Annotated in this window: 15 protein-coding genes; 8 read left to right on the top strand and 7 right to left on the bottom strand. The window is 64.0% G+C overall.

The features are described from left to right. Positions 1-60 precede the first annotated feature (60 nt). Complete coding sequence (locus tag YUA_RS0114850) at positions 61-702, top strand: hypothetical protein (RefSeq protein WP_027531416.1); 642 nt, start codon at positions 61-63, stop codon at positions 700-702. Between the two features lie 6 nt (positions 703-708). Here the strand turns inward: YUA_RS0114850 and YUA_RS0114845 are convergent, their stop codons facing one another. After that, positions 709-969 (bottom strand): hypothetical protein, encoded by a 261-nt coding sequence (locus YUA_RS0114845; RefSeq protein WP_027531415.1) that lies wholly within the window; start codon positions 967-969, stop codon positions 709-711. A gap of 222 nt (positions 970-1,191) precedes the next feature. Here YUA_RS0114845 and YUA_RS0114840 point away from each other — a divergent pair, with 222 nt between their 5' ends. Next, positions 1,192-2,886, top strand: coding sequence for a bifunctional diguanylate cyclase/phosphodiesterase (locus YUA_RS0114840; protein ID WP_027531414.1), 1,695 nt, complete (start codon positions 1,192-1,194; stop codon positions 2,884-2,886). Between the two features lie 102 nt (positions 2,887-2,988). On the opposite strand, the gene YUA_RS0114835 is transcribed toward YUA_RS0114840, so the two are convergent. Beyond that, positions 2,989-3,357, bottom strand: coding sequence for an antibiotic biosynthesis monooxygenase (locus YUA_RS0114835; RefSeq protein ID WP_027531413.1), 369 nt, complete (start codon positions 3,355-3,357; stop codon positions 2,989-2,991). Between the two features lie 97 nt (positions 3,358-3,454). Between YUA_RS0114835 and YUA_RS0114830 the strand changes: the two genes are divergently transcribed. Further along, positions 3,455-3,919, top strand: coding sequence for a MarR family winged helix-turn-helix transcriptional regulator (locus YUA_RS0114830; RefSeq protein ID WP_027531412.1), 465 nt, complete (start codon positions 3,455-3,457; stop codon positions 3,917-3,919). A 12-nt stretch (positions 3,920-3,931) separates the two neighbouring features. Here YUA_RS0114830 and YUA_RS0114825 read toward each other — a convergent pair whose 3' ends face one another. From YUA_RS0114825 to YUA_RS0114810, 4 genes are all read right to left on the bottom strand, one after another. Further along, positions 3,932-6,799 carry a PAS-domain containing protein gene (locus tag YUA_RS0114825; RefSeq protein WP_027531411.1) on the bottom strand — a complete coding sequence of 956 codons (2,868 nt, stop codon included), beginning with the start codon at positions 6,797-6,799 and terminating at the stop codon, positions 3,932-3,934. Positions 6,800-6,974: 175 nt separating this feature from the next. Continuing rightward, positions 6,975-7,847 carry a hypothetical protein gene (locus YUA_RS0114820; RefSeq protein WP_027531410.1) on the bottom strand — a complete coding sequence of 291 codons (873 nt, stop codon included), beginning with the start codon at positions 7,845-7,847 and terminating at the stop codon, positions 6,975-6,977. Positions 7,848-7,883: 36 nt separating this feature from the next. Beyond that, complete coding sequence (locus tag YUA_RS0114815; RefSeq protein ID WP_027531409.1) at positions 7,884-8,864, bottom strand: amino acid--[acyl-carrier-protein] ligase; 981 nt, start codon at positions 8,862-8,864, stop codon at positions 7,884-7,886. A 40-nt stretch (positions 8,865-8,904) separates the two neighbouring features. Next, positions 8,905-10,122: an acyl-CoA dehydrogenase family protein gene (locus YUA_RS0114810; protein ID WP_027531408.1), complete on the bottom strand. Its 1,218-nt coding sequence runs from the start codon at positions 10,120-10,122 to the stop codon at positions 8,905-8,907. A gap of 356 nt (positions 10,123-10,478) precedes the next feature. On the opposite strand from YUA_RS0114810, the gene YUA_RS0114805 reads away from it, so the two are divergent. The 3 genes from YUA_RS0114805 to mtnA all read left to right on the top strand — a co-directional run bounded on the left by YUA_RS0114805 (position 10,479) and on the right by mtnA (position 13,013). Beyond that, the gene (locus YUA_RS0114805) at positions 10,479-10,751 is read left to right on the top strand and encodes a phosphopantetheine-binding protein (protein WP_027531407.1); all 273 of its coding nucleotides are present in this window, start codon (positions 10,479-10,481) and stop codon (positions 10,749-10,751) included. Between the two features lie 258 nt (positions 10,752-11,009). Further along, a complete protein-coding gene (locus YUA_RS0114800) occupies positions 11,010-11,885 on the top strand; it encodes an S-methyl-5'-thioadenosine phosphorylase (RefSeq protein WP_027531406.1) in 876 nt (291 codons plus the stop codon). An 18-nt stretch (positions 11,886-11,903) separates the two neighbouring features. Further along, a complete protein-coding gene (gene mtnA, locus YUA_RS0114795) occupies positions 11,904-13,013 on the top strand; it encodes an S-methyl-5-thioribose-1-phosphate isomerase (RefSeq protein ID WP_027531405.1) in 1,110 nt (369 codons plus the stop codon). 119 nt (positions 13,014-13,132) lie between these two features. On the opposite strand, the gene YUA_RS0114790 is transcribed toward mtnA, so the two are convergent. Beyond that, the gene (locus YUA_RS0114790) at positions 13,133-13,768 is read right to left on the bottom strand and encodes an HAD-IA family hydrolase (RefSeq protein ID WP_027531404.1); all 636 of its coding nucleotides are present in this window, start codon (positions 13,766-13,768) and stop codon (positions 13,133-13,135) included. Positions 13,769-13,878: 110 nt separating this feature from the next. Here YUA_RS0114790 and YUA_RS0114785 point away from each other — a divergent pair, with 110 nt between their 5' ends. Continuing rightward, a complete protein-coding gene (locus YUA_RS0114785) occupies positions 13,879-14,637 on the top strand; it encodes a trypsin-like serine protease (RefSeq protein ID WP_027531403.1) in 759 nt (252 codons plus the stop codon). A 119-nt stretch (positions 14,638-14,756) separates the two neighbouring features. Next, the gene (locus YUA_RS0114780; protein WP_027531402.1) at positions 14,757-16,259 is read left to right on the top strand and encodes an NAD(P)/FAD-dependent oxidoreductase; all 1,503 of its coding nucleotides are present in this window, start codon (positions 14,757-14,759) and stop codon (positions 16,257-16,259) included. Positions 16,260-16,433 lie beyond the last annotated feature (174 nt).

Here is a 16,433-nt window from a genome sequence, read left to right as displayed (position 1 = left end):
CAGACGCTTCGCCGCCGCATTGTCCTGCCCGGACATCTTGATCGAGAAGGCGCTTTGCCGATGGTCGGTTTCCCGCTGCTTCTGATTCCGCTCGCGGTGTACAACATCATCGTCTTCCTGATGCCCAGCGTGTCTTTCTCGGACGTGCTGTTCAAGGTACCGATGATTACCGGCGAGATCTGGCCGGTCACGCTTGCCGATCTGCTGCTCGCGCTCGGCGTGTTGCTGCTGCTGCTCGAAGTGGTCAAGGGCGCGCGCCCCGGCGCGAAATTCCTGATGGACCATCTGCTGTCGCTGATCCTGTTCGGCGCGGCCGCGGCCGAATTCGTGATGTGGCCCAAATTCGGCAACTCGACTTATTTCCTGCTCGTGCTGCTTGCGATGACTGATTTCCTCGGCGGCATTGCCCAACGCGCACGCCGTCGCATCGCCTACGTCGCCGCAGAGACCGTAGCGGTGCCGCGCAAGTCGAAGCGTCAGGCCGAGGCGCCGCCACCAGCGACGGTGTTCGAGCCGAAGCTCGATCCCGTGCCCGCACCGCAGCCTGAACCGCCGCCCGCGCCCTCAGCGCAATCGGTTGCCGAATCCGTTTTGATGGATCACCCAGCGCCGAAGCCGGGCATCGCGCCGTCGCCGGAAATTCCCTCACCGCATTTGCAGCCGGGCAACGGCACGCCGTCCTCGCCCGAAGAGCCGCGCTGATCGGCGCTACGCCACCTGACGCGTGCGTGAGGTGACGCTGGGAAGTGGGCGCTTGCCGCCATAAGCCATGCGCGCGTCCTCGGAAGAGCCGCGGCGCAGCCGACTTGCCTGGGGCAGATGCTCGGCATTGGCGATCAACTGGGTGACGAAGCTCGGATCGGGTCGCGGCAATGGCGCCTTGGGCATCCACTGCAAAATCGGCGTTAAGGGCACCAGCGCCGTGCCAGTCCCGGTTTCCGCTTCGTCCGATCGATCAGTACTCAACATCGCAATCACCGTTGATCCGGCGGAGCCTGTCGCGTTTCGGGACGCCGGCGCCGGTGCGTGTCATGTACTCGCAAGGTCTATGCCGGCCGGGCCGGTTTGGTTCCGAGGCGGCTTCGCAACGTGGTTTCCAAATTGTTTATGAACTTTGCCTAGGGTCGGAGGCGAATCTGGCCGTATCCTGTGCCGGCTCAGGACTCCCCGCTGTCCCGAAACGAGGCGCTTTTGACCCCAGCATTGCCGCAAGCCTCCGAAATCCTGGCCGCTCTCGGTCAGGCCGTGTTCATCTGGGATCTCGCCAGCGACGCCATCGTCTGGGGCGAGCAGGCCGGCGTCATCTTCCCCGGTATTCCCGCCGAGCGCCTTGCGACCGGCGCCGAATTCGCCAAGTTGATCGAGCCCGCACAGACGCTGCGGAGCGCCGCGCTGGCGCAGACATCCGCCGTGCATGGCACCGACGGCACGCCCTACCGGGTCGAATATGGCGTGCGCATGAGCGCCTCCGATCCCGTGGTCTGGATCGAGGAGACCGGTCGCTGGTTCGCCGGTGCCGACGGCCGCCCGATGCGCGCGATCGGCTCCGTCCGCATCAACAATGAGCGGCACGCCCGTGAAGAGGAGCTGACGAAGCTTGCGCGGCTCGATCCGCTCACTGGCGAGCTCAACCGCTCTCACCTGATCGCAGCGCTGGCCGAGGCGATCGAGGAGACGACCCGCTTCCGCTCGACCGCTGCCTTCATGCTGGTCGGCATCGATCATCTTGCCCGCGTCAACGACGCCTTCGGCTTCGACGTCGCCGATGCCGTGATCCTCGACGTCGCCAAGCGCATTCGCGCGCGCTTGCGCGGTGGTGATGTTCTCGGCCGCTTCTCCGGCAACAAGTTCGGCCTGATCCTGAAGAACTGCACCGTTGACGACATGAACGTCGCCGCCGAGCGATTCCTTGCCGGCGTCCGTGACGAGGTGGTGCCGACCAAATCGGGGCCGGTCTCCGTTTCTGTCTCGATCGGCGCCGTCAGCCTGCCGCGCTATGCCCGCAACACCGATGAGGCGATCAACCGCGCCCACGAGACGCTGGATGGCGCCAAGCGCCGCCGCGCCGGCTCGTTCGCCGCATGGCGCCCGAACGCCGAGCGCGACGCGCAGCGCCGCGTCAACATTCGCGTCACCGACGAGATCGTCACCGCGCTGAACGAGCGCCGCATCAAGCTCGCTTACGAACCGGTGGTCTCGGTTGCCACGGGCGAGGGCGCGTTCCACGAATGCCTGGTGCGGATGGACCAGGGTGACGGTCAGGTGTTGCTCGCGCCCGACATCGTGCCGGTCGCCGAGCGGCTCGGCCTCATTCGGCTCGTCGATCACCGTGTGCTGGAGCTCGTGGTCGCCGAGCTCGCGGCGGCGCCCGACATCCGCCTCAGCCTCAACATCTCGCCCGATACCACGATGGATCCCGACTGGTGGGCCGGAATCGAATCGCTGATGCGCGCCCATCCAGGCGTCGCCGAGCGGCTGATCGTCGAGATCACCGAAACCGTCGCGATCCAGGACATCGACGATGTCCGCGGCTTCGTCACGCGGTTGAAGAATTTCGGCAGCCGCATTGCGATCGACGATTTCGGCGCCGGCTACACCTCGTTCCGCAATCTGCGCAAGCTCGGCGTGGACATCGTCAAGATCGATGGCGCCTTCGTGCAGAACATCACCCACTCCGCCGACGATCGCGCCTTCGTGCACACCCTGATCGACCTCGCCCGCCGCCTCGACATCAAGACCGTTGCCGAATGGGTGCAGGACGAGGACGCCGCCAACATGCTGCGCGACTGGGGCTGTGATTACATCCAGGGCCGCCTGATCGGCCTCGCCTCAGCCGAGCGCCCGTGGGGGGCGCCGCCGGACAGCGCGCTGCCCGCGGCGGGCTGAGAATTCGCAGGGTGGGCAAAGCGACTCGTCCGCCGTAGCTCGAAGAGCGAAGGCGGAAGCGTGCCCACCACGTCTGCTGCATTCGCAATGACGTTGTGGCAGCTACGCGACGCAAATGCCGGGCACCGCGACCTTCTGAAACAGATGCGGGCTTGCGACGGCGGATGCGGGATAGACGGCGATCTTCGCCCGGAATTCAGGATGCGTGAACGCCGCGCGGAAATGCGCGTTGGATTCCCAGACCGCATAATTGAGATAGGTCGGATTGTCGCCGACGGCACGGTGGAGCTGGGTCGAGATGAAGCCCGGCTGCCGCTTCATGAAAGCCGCATCGTCCTGCCAGCTCGTCAGGAAGCTCTGCTCGTCCGCGGCATGGAGCGTGAACAGATTGACCAGCACCACGGGGCCGGCGTCGAGCGCGATTTGGCGGTCAATCGGGAAGCTCGGGTCGAGCGGGCGTATATGGGGCATGGCATCACTCCGCGTGGGTTGGTATTTTCATGTCAATTCGACAATACATAACTTAGATAATTGACATGATAATGTCAATAGGAAATGATGGTTACAAATGAGCAAGACTAAGCGGACCCCCGCGGGCGAGGTCCTGACCGGCTTTATCCTCGACTTGTTCCGGGCCAACGGTCTGCTCCTGACCGCAGGCGATCGGCTGGTGGCCTCGCTCGGCCTCACCAGCGCGCGCTGGCAGATCCTGGGAGCGATCGTCGATGCCGAGCGGGCGGAGCCGGTGGCCTGGCTGGCGCGCAATCTCGGCGCCAACCGCCAGAATGTGCAGCGTATCGTCAACGACCTCGAGCGGGACGGTCTGGTCGCGTTCGAGACCAACCCGCATCATCGCCGGGCGCAACTCGTGGTGCTCACCGACAAGGGCAGGCAGGTCTACGATGCCGCCGGCCGCTTGCAGGTCCCGTGGGTTAACGGCCTGTCGGATGGATTGTCGGTGAAGGAGATCGAGACGGCCCACCGTGTGATCTGCTCCCTGCGCGATCGGCTTGAGGGAGTCGGCGAGAGTTGATTGCGTCGCGCCTCACGCCACGCGGCGTACCGCGTTCAGCGTCTCGATAGTAAGTCCCACCTCCGCCGCAGGGCAGGGCTTGCCGAAATAATAGCCCTGCACCGCGGTGCAGCCGCATTCGCGGACGAAGTCGAGCTGCTCGATCGTCTCGACGCCTTCAGCCGTGGTCGCGACGCCGAGCACGGAGCCCAGGCTCGCGATCGTACGGACGATGGCGACACTCTCCGGGCTTTCGCCGAGCGTGCCGACAAAGGAGCGGTCGATCTTGATGCGGTCGAACGGGAATTTGCGCAGATAGCTCAGCGAGGAATAGCCGATACCGAAATCGTCGAGGCTGACGCGCACGCCGAGGGCGCGGAGCTGGTGCAGGATCTCGATCGTCGCTTCGCTGTCATCGAGCAGCGCCGTCTCGGTGACCTCGAGCTCGAGCCGTTGCGGCGGCAGGCCGGCTTCTGCAAGCGCGCTGGTGACCATCGCCACCAGCCCACGCGAGCGGAACTGCACAGGCGACAAATTGACCGCGACCGTAACATCTGGCCATGACGCAGCCGTGGCGCAGGCCGTACGCAGCACCCATTCGCCGATCGGAACGATCAGCCCGTTCTCTTCGGCGATCGGAATGAATTCGGCCGGCGAGACAAAGCCGCGCGACGGATGTTTCCAGCGCAGCAGTGCCTCGAAGCCGGTCAGCTCGGTGGTATCGAGCCGTACCTGCGGCTGGAACACCAGGTGGAACTGGCTGGCTTCCAGCGCGCCGCGCAGATCGTGCTCCAGCGCGTGCCGGCTGCGCGCCTCTTCTTCCATCTCGGGCTCGAACAGCTGATAGGCGCCGCGCCCCTTGGCCTTGGCTCGGTACAGCGCGAGATCGGCGCATTTCATCAGCTGGTCGGCGTCGAGGCCGTGGTCGGGCGCGACCGCGATGCCGACGGAGACGCCGACATGGATCGATTGGCTTTCCAGCGGAGGTGGGTGGCCTATGATCTCGACCAGGCGTCGTGCCAGGCGCTCCGCCGATTGCGGCTGCGGTCCGCGCTGCAGCACGGCGAACTCGTCGCCACCGAGGCGGGCGACGGTGTCGTGCTCGCCGACATTCTCTTTCAGCCGCGCCGCGACCCAGCGCAACAGCCGGTCGCCGGCGGCGTGGCCGAGCCGGTCGTTGACGGTTTTGAAATTGTCGAGGTCGAAGCACAGCACGGCCATGGCGCCGCCGGCGATCGCGACCTGGTTCAGCCCCTCGCCCATCTTCTCGCGGAACAGCGTGCGGTTGGGCAGGTCGGTGAGCGAATCGTGTTGCGCCATGTGCGCGACCCGGGCCTGGGTCTTGCGACGCTCGGTGACGTCCTCATAGGTGACGACCCAGCCGCCATGCTCCATCCGCTTGTGGTTGAGCTTGATGATGCGGCCGTCGCTCAAATGGCGGTGCAGCGTGTGCTCGCCCTCGCGCAGCCGCTCGACATAGTCGGCATAGATCTTGGCGGCGGTTGTGTTCGGATGGATGCCGAGATCGCAGCTGTGCTCCATGATCTCGCGCATCGAGACGCCGGGCTTCACGATCTCAGGCGACAGGCCGTACATCTCGATGTAGCGACGGTTGCAGACGATCATGCTCAGGTTCGAATCGAGCATGCACAGGCCGTGGCTCATGTTGTTCAGCGCCGCGTCGAAGCGGCGATACTGCTCGCTCAGTTCCTCCACCGCGTGCTCGCGCTCGGTAATATCCTCGTAGGTGGCGACGAAGCCGCCCTCGGGCAGGGCGCAGTAGCGCACCGAGATCACAGTGTCGTTGGTCATGCGCCGGCGCATCGGCGAGGAATTGTTGTTGTCGATTCGCGCCCGGGCGGCCTCCAGGATCTGCTGCGGGCTGTATTCGGAGGCGAAGGCACCGTTCGCCATCGACCGCTCGATCAGCTCGGAGAGATGCGTGCCTGGCCTGCTCTCCTCCGGCGATAGCCGGTAGATCTTCTGGTAGGTGGAGTTGCAGACGCGAAGGCGCATGCCGCTGTCGTAGAAGGCGAGCCCGTGCGCCATGTTTTCGAGCGCGGCGTCCAGCATGAGGTTCTGCTGTTTCAGCATCTCTTCGTGCTGCAGACGTTCGGTGACGTCCTCATGCACGGTGACCCAGCCGCCGTCGGGCATGAACCGGGATACGGCCTGCACCTTGCGACCGTCATAGCACGTGACGAGAACGGTTTTCGGGCTCCTGGTCCGGACGTCGTTCATCCGGGCATCCAGGAACTTGCCCCCGGACATGTCCGCTCTGTTGCCGCGCGACAGCCAGTACTCGATGGCCGTGCTGTGCAAGACGCCCGGTCTTACGACCATGGGGTCGAGGTTGTAGAACTGCAGGAAGCGTTCATTGCAGACGACGGCGCGGCTGTCGGCATCATACATGATGAGGCCGTGCGACATGTGGGCGAGCGCGTGCTGGCTGCGCTCGGTCTGAAGTTGCAGCTCGGTTTCGAGCCGGGCGAGGCGGCTGACGTCGTCGCAGATCGTCATCCAGCCGCCGTCGGGAAGCGGCTTCAGTTCGAGCGTTATGACAAGGCCGCTTGCGAGTGTCTGCCGGGTCTGGAACGGCTTGCCGGCCGTAATCAATGCGATCCGCGAAGCGTAGAGGGCGTCGAGCTCACTCGCCGGGATGTTCCCGAGTGCCACGCTATGGGCGAGTACGTCGCGATAGCTTGTGCCGAGCCGCACGATTTCGGCCGACATGCCGAACATGGTGAGATAGCGCTGATTGACCAGCACGATCCGGTTGTCGGCGTCGTAGACGCAGACGCCCTGTTCCATGCCGTCGAGCGCAATCTGGCTCAGCGAGAGCAGGGCCTGCTGGCCCTGCTCGCGGCGTGCACCGAGCTCGTTGTCGGGGATCGATGTCATGGGATCAGCGGGATCTCGGCGGCAATAGGCCTAACGCAACGTAATTCAGCCACTGAGCGTAGCGAAGAGGCGGGAAAATTCCCTTAAGCGCCGTAGTTTACGGAGGGTGACTAGTGATGCGGACAGTGCAGGACGCGGACCCAGCAACAAATCCTTCGTCGGGACGACGTGATCCCTACGGCCCGTAAAGCACCAGTTCCGTATCAGTGAGGTCGGCCAGCCGCGGGCGGTGCGGGCCCTTGAAATATTTGCGGCGCCGCTCGGTATAAATACCGACAAGGCCGGGAATTGGTTCGTTGGAATCAACGATCACCGAGATCTTGCCGAGCCGCAGCAGCAGCCTGCCGATGCGGCCGGCGCAGGCGGCGTATTCGGCGGCGCTGCGGCAGTAGATCAGCTGCATCGCCGGCGGTGCGATGAAACCGCGGCGGATGCGCACCGGTTGCAGGATGAAGGGGAAGACGCCCTTCGGCGTGCGGCAGACCAGGCTGAGGCAATTGTAGCGCGCATGCCGCGTCAACAGCTCGGTCTCGGCCTCGGACAAGCCTTCGATCTGCTTGGCGTGCTGGGAGATCACCTCGATCTTGCTCCAGCGCGGGGCGCGCGACAGCGCCGGCACCGAGAAGAACAGGCCGCGGCAATAGGCGCGAAAGCCCTGCGTCTCGATGATCGGCCAGGTCCACACCGCCGGGCTGATGTTGAGATAGGTCACGTGCTTGTGCCGCTGGGCGATCTTGGTCAGCAGCGGTGCATAATTGCGGTAGGCCGGCTCGACATACCAGCTCGACAGATTGCAGTGGACGGTGGTTTCCTCGCCATCCTTCCGCGTCGTGTAGATCAGCAGCAGCACGCCGACCGGCACACCGTCATTGTCGAGCATGTAGCCGAAGCGGGGATAGCCCTCCGGCACCGGCCGGAAGGCCTGCCGGCGCAGGCCCTGGATCCAGTAGTTGCGCGAGCGGCCGACGAAGCCACGCGTCAGCAAGTCCGCGATGGCTTCGACATCGGACTCGGTGATCTCGCGGCATCGGACTTTGGTGTGAATCACGCTCGTCTTACCCGTGGTAATGGTCGGCCTCTTACCTTAGCGCCAGCCTTCGCCATGGGCATCGGCCGCGACTTGCAGCTGCATGCCCAGAAGGTCCCGCACATTGGCGGGCCAGGTGGAAAGGTCAGTACCGTGGGTGTGGAACATCGCGACGGCAAGCCGGTCCATGCCGAAGGCGACGCAGCCGGTATGGGCCGGTTCGCCATTGGCGTCCTGGATGCCCCAGGTCGTTCCGAAATGCTCGCGGTGATAGTTGAAGCTCATGCAGGCGGTCGGCTGTTCTTCCGAGCGCAGCGGGATCAGGAGCTCGAATTTGAGCTGCTGCTGCTTCTGGCTCACTGCCTTCATCTGGCCGACGCGGCCGAAGAAGGGGTCGCTGGCATAGTCGACGCGGAAGGTCAGGCCGAGGTCGGTCGCGATCGCCTGCGCGCGCACCATCCAGCGCTCGCGGAAATCGGCGACGTCATCGGGCGTGCCGATGCAGACATATTCACGCATCCGGAACGATTGCAGCCGGTCGAGATGCCTGGATGGCTCGCGACGGAAGCAGTCGGCGGCGACGTCGAAGCGCAGGCCGCCCCTCGGCAGCTGGCCGCGGCTCGCCGCGATCGGATAGACGGGATAGCAGGCCGCGGGCGACAGAACGAGATCGGCCGGCGACAGCGACGAGGTCCAGTCGCCGCCGGCATCGAAGCGGCTCACCGCGGCGTTGATCTCGCGCTCGGTGCCGTGCAGGCCGCAGACGCAGCCGAGCAGGTTCGGAAAGCTCTTGAGGTAACCGGACTTTTCCAGCTGGGCGCGGCTCATCACCGGCGGGAAGCGCATCACCTCGGTGCCGGCTTCGCGATTGCTGGTGATCAGCGCGGCGAGCTTCTCGACGACACCTTCATAGAGCGCGGTGCGTGCATAGACGCCGTCCGAACCCATCGGGTGGAACAGCTTGTTAGCGAGATGATCGAGCGGATCTGCGATCTGCGGCGCGGTCTCGGTCGAAACGGGGAGGACGGCAATGTTCATGGCTCGATGTCCTGCTATCTGAAAATGTTGTTGTTTGTTTTTAGTCACGAAGGCTCGTCGGCACGCCGCTCATCAGGGTCGAGGTCGCGGCGTTCGCAAGGATGCGGTCGTTGTTGATCATGATCGGCGACGACAGCACGTCGCGCAGATGGCGGCCCATCGTAAACTCGCCGTCGTTGCGGTAGCCGGACAGACCCGCGGTGCGCATCGCATGCATCACGGTCTCGACCGCGAGCTCGGAGGCCTGTACCTTCAACAGCGTGATCGAGGACTGGAAGTCGAGCGAGCCGAGCGCGCGCTCGTCATGCTCGGCGCGGGCAAAGCCGTCGAGATTGGCGGCAATCAGCGCGCGGAGCTTTGCCAGCGACATTTTCGCGGCGGTGAAGTGTGCGGCCGCCGGCGGCATCTGACCGCCGGAGGTGCGGGCCGCCTTGCGGACGAAAGCCTGCGCGCGCGTGACAGAGGCAGCGGCAATGCCGGCCCAAGTCGACGACCAGCACAGATGCGCAAACGGCGTCATGGTCTGGGCGTGGATCTTGTCATAGGCTTCCGGGAAGACACGGTCGGCGGGGCAATCGACCTTCAGCTCGAAGCCGGTCGAGCAGGTGCCGCGCATGCCGAGCGTTTCCCAGCCCTGCGTCTGCTTCAGCGAATAATCGTCCTTGGCGAGCGCCAGCAGCACCTGGTCGGAAGCAGCGGCCTCGGTGGCGCGGCGGGCGATGGTGACGAGACCGTCGGCTTGGGCGCCGTAGGAGATCACGGTGGCGTCGCGCACCAGCGAGACGGTGTCGCCGGCGTGGTCGACCGCGGCCGCGCTGGCGCGGATGTTACCGCCGTTCTGGCCTTCGGTGGTGGAGGAGGCGAGCAGCCACTGGTCGCGGGCGACCCGGCGCATCATGGTTTCCATCCAGGGAATGCCGTGGCCATGCCGGATAACGCAGGCGACCTTGGTCTGGTGCATCGCGTAGATCATCGCAGTCGAAGCGCAGGCGCGCCCGAGCGTGTAGCAGATGTCGGTGACGTCGTAGATCGAGGCACCGAAGCCGCCGAACTCGACCGGGATCATGACGCCGAGCAGCTTTTGGTCGCGCGCGGCGTCGAAGGCCTTGTGAGGAAAGCGGGCGTCGCGATCGACGCCGTCGGCGTCGGCCGCAGCCACGCTGGCGGTGCGCGTTGCGCGCTCGATCAAAGAGGGGCCGTGCTCGAGAAGGCTCGGTTGCGTCTCGTCGACAGTGAGAACCGCTTCACGCACGTTCATGCTCGTCCGCCTCCGGTTTGTCGTTCAAGATCGCCGGCATCATTTGCGATGCCGTGCAGCGACCCTCCGACCATCCTTGCTTGTGAGATGAGGCTACGGATTTAATTCAAATTCGTCGATGAAATAGAGGGTAAACGAACTCGAATTCCGGACGAACAGTTAAGGGCCGGTTGTTCGCATGGTGCGAATTTCCGCGACCGCGTTAGGGTTCTGGAAGAACCCCGAATTCCAGACAATCTGAGTCATCGTTTACTAAGAAACGCGAAGTAATGGTGACGCCCATTGCGGGATCGGCCCATCGTGCCCATCGTACCCGGCAACCGGCCGACCTTTTATAGACAGACGGGAATTTGCCGATGCAGGCCTTCGATACCGATTTGCGCAATCGCATCACCAAGCTGGTGAAGGGCATCCTCGCGCAGAACTCGCTCGCCTCCGATGTCACCCCGTCGACGAAACTCGTCGATGCCGGCCTGACCTCGATGGACATGGTCAATCTGATGCTGGGCGTCGAAGCCGAGTTCGACTTCACCATTCCGCAAACCGAGATCACGCCGGAGAATTTCCAGTCGGTCGAAACGCTGGAACGGATGGTCGCGACCCAGCTGCAGCCGGCGACCGCGGCGTAACCAAGCTATCGTCGTCCCGGCGAAGGCCGGGACCCATACCGCGGAATCTATCGATTGCGGGTGGTCGTAGTACCGAACGACGAACTTTCGCCAAACTCCTGTCTGGGGTTATGGGTCCCGGCCTTCGCCGGGACGACATCGGAGAGTGTGACGCGCGCCTTGCGCCGCCCCGCCACCACCCCCCAACCCCGTTCCAAAACCGCCGCAAAACTGGCATAGCTTAAACATGTCGCAGGTCGCGAATGGGGTGGAGCAGGCATGACGCAGGCGGTATTGGGCATCATCGGCGGCTCCGGCATCTACGATTTGCCGGGACTCGAGGGCGCGCATGAAGAGGTGATCAAGAGCCCCTGGGGCGAGTCGTCGGCGCCGGTACGACGTGGCACCATCGCAGGCCTGCCGATCGTGTTCCTGCCGCGCCATGACAAGGGCCACCGCCTGTCACCCTCCGACATCAACTACCGCGCCAATATCGACGTGCTGAAGCGGGCCGGCGTCACCGACCTGATCTCGCTGTCGGCTTGCGGTTCCTTCAAGGAAGAGATGCCGCCCGGCACCTTCGTTCTCGTCGACCAGTTCGTCGATCGCACCCACAAGCGCGAGAGCTCGTTTTTCGGCCATGGCTGCGTCGCGCATGTGTCGATGGCGCATCCGGTCTCGCCGCGGCTGCGGATTCACTTGGCCTCAGCTGCCGAGGCCGAGGGCATCGCGATTGCGCGCGGCGGCACCTATGTCTGCATGGAGGGGCCACAATTCTCCACTTATGCGGAGAGCATGACCTACAAGACGCTGGGCTATTCCGTGATCGGCATGACCAACATGCCCGAGGCGAAGCTCGCCCGCGAGGCCGAGATGTGCTACGCGACGGTCGCGATGGTGACGGACTTCGACTGCTGGCACCCCGACCACGACGCCGTCACCGTGCAGGATATCATCCGCGTGCTGACGTCCAACGCCGACAAGGCCAAGGCGCTGGTGGCGCGACTGGCCAAGGATTTTCCGCGTGAGCATGAACCGTGCCCGATCGGCTCGGATCGTGCGCTCGACACCGCACTGATCACCGCGCCCGAGGCGCGCGATCCCGAGCTTCTGAAGAAACTCGATGCGGTGGCCGGGCGCATCCTGCGCGGTTGAGACGAAAGGCAGATTGCCATGAAGGTCGACGGCAAGCATTTCCGCAGCATCTGGCGCGAGCGCGACGGCTGGTCGGTCGGCGCGATCGACCAGCGCCGGCTGCCGCATGAGTTCATCATTGCAAAGCTGACCTCGTGCGAGGACGCGGCGGTCGCGATCCGCGACATGCTGGTGCGCGGCGCGCCGCTGATCGGAGCGACGGCGGCTTACGGCATGGCGCTTGCGATGCGCGAGGATGCCTCTGATGCGGGCCTCAAGCGCGCCTACGAGACGCTGGTCGTGGCGCGGCCTACCGCGATCAATCTGAAGTGGGCGCTGGACGAGATGCGCGCGACGCTCGCTCCGATCGATCCGGTCGAACGTGCGGAAGCAGCCTACGCCCGCGCCGACGAGATCGCCGAGCAGGACGTCGAGATCAACCGCGCCATCGCCGCCAACGGTTTTGCACTGATCGAGACGATCGTTGCGAAGAAGAAGCCGGGCGAGACGGTCAACGTGCTGACCCATTGCAACGCCGGCTGGCTCGCCACCGTCGACTGGGGCACCGCGACTGCGCCGATCTATCTCGCGCATGAGCGCGGCATCAAGGTCCACGTCTGGGTCGACGAGACCCGCCCGCGCAATCAGGGCGCCTCGCTCACCGCCTGGGAGCTCGGTCACCATGGCGTGCCACACACCGTGATCCCCGATAATACCGGCGGGCATCTGATGCAGCATGGCATGGTCGATCTCGCCATCGTCGGTACCGACCGCGTCGCCGCCAATGGCGACGTCTGCAACAAGATAGGGACCTATCTGAAGGCGCTCGCGGCGCATGACAACAACGTGCCGTTCTACGTCGCGTTGCCGTCGCCGACGATCGATTTTGCCGTCAATGACGGCATTCGCGATATTCCGATCGAGCAGCGCAGCGGCACTGAGGTCACCGACATGACCGGCCGTACTGACGATGGACGATTGGAAACGGTGCGCATCGTGCCGGAGGGCTCCCCGGTCGCGAATTACGCGTTCGACGTAACCCCGGCGCGTCTCGTCACCGGCCTCATCACCGAGCGCGGCGTGTTGAAGCCCGACCGCGCTTCGCTCGCCGCGGCATTTCCCGAACGGATCGCCGCTGCCGCAGAGTAGTTCTATTCTCGTAGAGTGGGCAAAGGCGCATCGCGCCGTGCCCACCATCTTCATTCCGCGAAGCGCGAGCTTTGGTGGGCACGCTTCGCTTTGCCCACCCTACAGCCTGTCGAATCGGCCTACCCGAGCTTCAGCCCCGTCGCCGCCGCGAGCTCGGCGATCGCCTGCGCGCTACTCGTGACCTTGATCGTGTTCATGCCCATTTCGCGCGCGGGCTTCAGATTGACGCCGAGGTCGTCGAGATAAACGCAATTCTTCGGATCGACCTTCAGCGTCTCGACCATCAGCTGGTAAATGCGTGGGTCCGGCTTGCGCAGGCCGATCTTGGCGGATTCGATGACGTGGTCGAACAGCACCATCACCTCGGCGACGTAGAGCGAGCGCCCGGTCATGCTGCCGATGGCGTTGGCCGGCAAATTGTTGGTGATGCAGCCGGTCTTGAATTGCGCCTTGATGCGCTTCAGGGCCTCGACCATCTCGGGGCGCAGATCGCCCTGCAGCAATGGTAGCACGTCGCGTCCGCGCACCTCGGCGCCGAGTGCGAGTGATTCATCCGCGAATAAATGATCGAAGGTCTCGATATCGACCTCGGCGCGCTCGAACCTGGCCCAGGCGTTTTCCAGATGATTGGCAGCGTTCGTGCGCCGGATGATGTCGGTCGGCAGGCCGCGCTCGGTCTCGAACCGCGAAAACGCCTCGAACGGTGAGCTCGTCAACACGCCGCCAAAATCAAAGATCACAGCCTCGATCGCCACTATCCTGCCCTCGTCAATTACTTTCCAAGAGGGCTAGCATGCGCTATCGGCAAGGGCCAGTCCGAAGCAATCGCGCATCACCATCGATGCCGACGCCCGAGCGTGTTCCCATGAAGAAGCTTGCAACTCTGATCGTATCCGCGCTGCTGCTCGCCACGCCCGCTTATGCCATCGTCGGCGGCGGCACGCCGCAGTCGGATGGCGTCGCGCGCGCGGTCGTCACCATCGTCGGCTCGCGCGGCAATTTCTGCACCGGCAGCTTGATTGCTCCCAAACTGGTCTTGACGGTCGCGCACTGCGTGCAGCCCGGCGCCGACTACAAGATCGTCGATCGCGGTGCCGACGGTGCGCCGCAATTGCTGAATGTGCGTACTGTCGCGATCCATCCCAGCTTCAATATGCAGATGATGCAAGCGCATCGTGCCACCGCTGACGTGGCATTGCTGCAACTGGAAATTCCACTGAAGGGAAAATTGACGGTGCCGGTCGGCGCACCGAATATTCCAATCCAGGTCGGCAGCCGCTTCACCATCGCCGGCATCGGCGTCACCGTGCGCGGCGATGGCAAGAGTGGTGGCGCGACGCGGGTTGCTGCGCTCGTCGCCACGGGCCAGCCCGGCACGTTCCAGATCCGTCTGGTCGACCCCGTAACCAACGGTGTTCGCGACGGAATCGGCGCCTGCACCGGTGATTCCGGCGGCCCGGTGTTCGAGGACAAGCCCAACGGCGCCGTGCTTGTCGGCGTCATCAGCTGGTCGACGGGACCAAATGGCGCTGCCGGCTGCGGCGGATTGACCGGAGTCACGCCGCTGACGCTCTATCGCGACTGGATCTTGCAGACGGCGCGGAGCTGGGGCGCGGCGTTGTAGTTTGATCGCGACTTGATCTATGTCATTTTGCAGAGGAAGCGCGATGGGAGACCGTGCCCGTCGCGGAGGAAACGCGTCGCCATCAAGGCGACCTGAAAAGACAAGGCATAGAAGCAACAATGAATGTCGCTGTTCGCAGTCACGCCACCACAAAGCAGGCTTCAGAGCATTTTGATCTGTTGATCGTCGGCGCCGGCATCTCCGGCATCGGCAGCGCTTATCACGTCACAAAGCAGCTGCCGGGCATGAGCTACGTCATCCTGGAAACGCAGGCGACGTTCGGCGGTACCTGGAGCACGCATCGCTATCCCGGCATCCGCTCGGATAGCGACCTCCATACCTTCGGCTATAGTTTCAAGCCCTGGGTCGGGCCGCCGATCGCGACCGCGGACGAAATCCTCGCCTACATGAACGAGGTGATCGACGACAACGATATCGCCCGTCACATCCGCTACAAGCACAAGATCAATTCGGCGAGCTGGTCGAGCGAGCAGAATCTCTGGACCATCGAGGCGGTGACGACGGACACCGGCGAGGCAAAGACCTTCACGGCGAACTTCCTCTGGATGTGCCAGGGCTATTATCGCCATTCCGAAGGCTACACGCCGGAATGGAAGGGTATGGATCGCTTCCAGGGCAGCATCGTCCATCCGCAGACCTGGCCTGACGATATTGATCTCAAGGCCAAGAAGGTCGTCGTGATCGGCTCGGGCGCGACTGCCGCGACATTGGTGCCGAATATCGCGGACCAGTGCGCGCATGTCACCATGCTGCAGCGCTCGCCGACCTATTTCCGCCTGGGGCGCAACGCCATCGAGATCGCGGAGGAACTGCGCCGGCTCCAGGTCGACGAGGCCTGGATCCACGAGATCGTTCGCCGCAAGATCCTGTTCGAGCAGGATGCGTTCACAAGGCTCTGCCTGTCCAAGCCGGAACAGGTGAAGAAGGAACTGATCGGCCAGATCAGCGCGGTGCTCGGTCCGGACTACGACGTCGAGACGCATTTCACGCCAAGCTATCGGCCGTGGCGCCAGCGCATCGCCTTCGTGCCCGATGCCGATTTGTTCAAGGGCATCGCCAACGGCAAGGCGTCCGTGGTGACCGACGAGATCGAGTGCTTCGTCGATAACGGTATCCAGCTCAAATCCGGCACGCTGCTGGAGGCCGACGTTATTGTCACCGCGACCGGTTTCAATCTCTCGGCGCTCGGCGACATCGCCTTCGAGATCGATGGCAAGCCGCTCGCCTTCGGCGACACCGTCACCTATCGCGGCATGATGTTCACGGGCGTGCCGAACATGGTCTGGGTGTTCGGCTATTTCCGTGCGAGCTGGACGCTGCGTGTGGATCTCGTTGCGGACTTTGTCTGCCGGCTGCTCGGCCACATGAAGGCGAAGGGCAGCAAGAAGGTCGAGGTAAGCTTGCGCGCCGAAGACCACAACATGCCGATCCTGCCCTGGATCGATCCGGAAAACTTCAACCCCGGCTACATCCTGCGCAACATGGACCTGCTGCCCAAGCGCGGCGACAAGCCGGAATGGCAGCACAGCCAGGATTACTGGACCGAGAAAGACGAGATCCCGAAGACGGATCTGGATGACCAGGCGTTTGTTTACGGGTGAGATGCGGTGTAGCGGGTCGTTACGTCAAGTCGGCCGCCGCCACAATCTCTCGTGTCGTCCCGGCGGAGGCCGGGACCCATGCCGCGGAATCTATCGGTCGCGGATGGTCGTCGTACCGGACGACTGATCTTCGCCAAACTTCGCCCTGTGGTTATGGGTCCCGGCCTTCGCCGG

It is taken from the genome of Bradyrhizobium sp. WSM3983 (assembly GCF_000473045.1).
Classification (GTDB): domain Bacteria; phylum Pseudomonadota; class Alphaproteobacteria; order Rhizobiales; family Xanthobacteraceae; genus Bradyrhizobium.
This window is presented reverse-complemented; position numbering and strand designations above follow the sequence as displayed.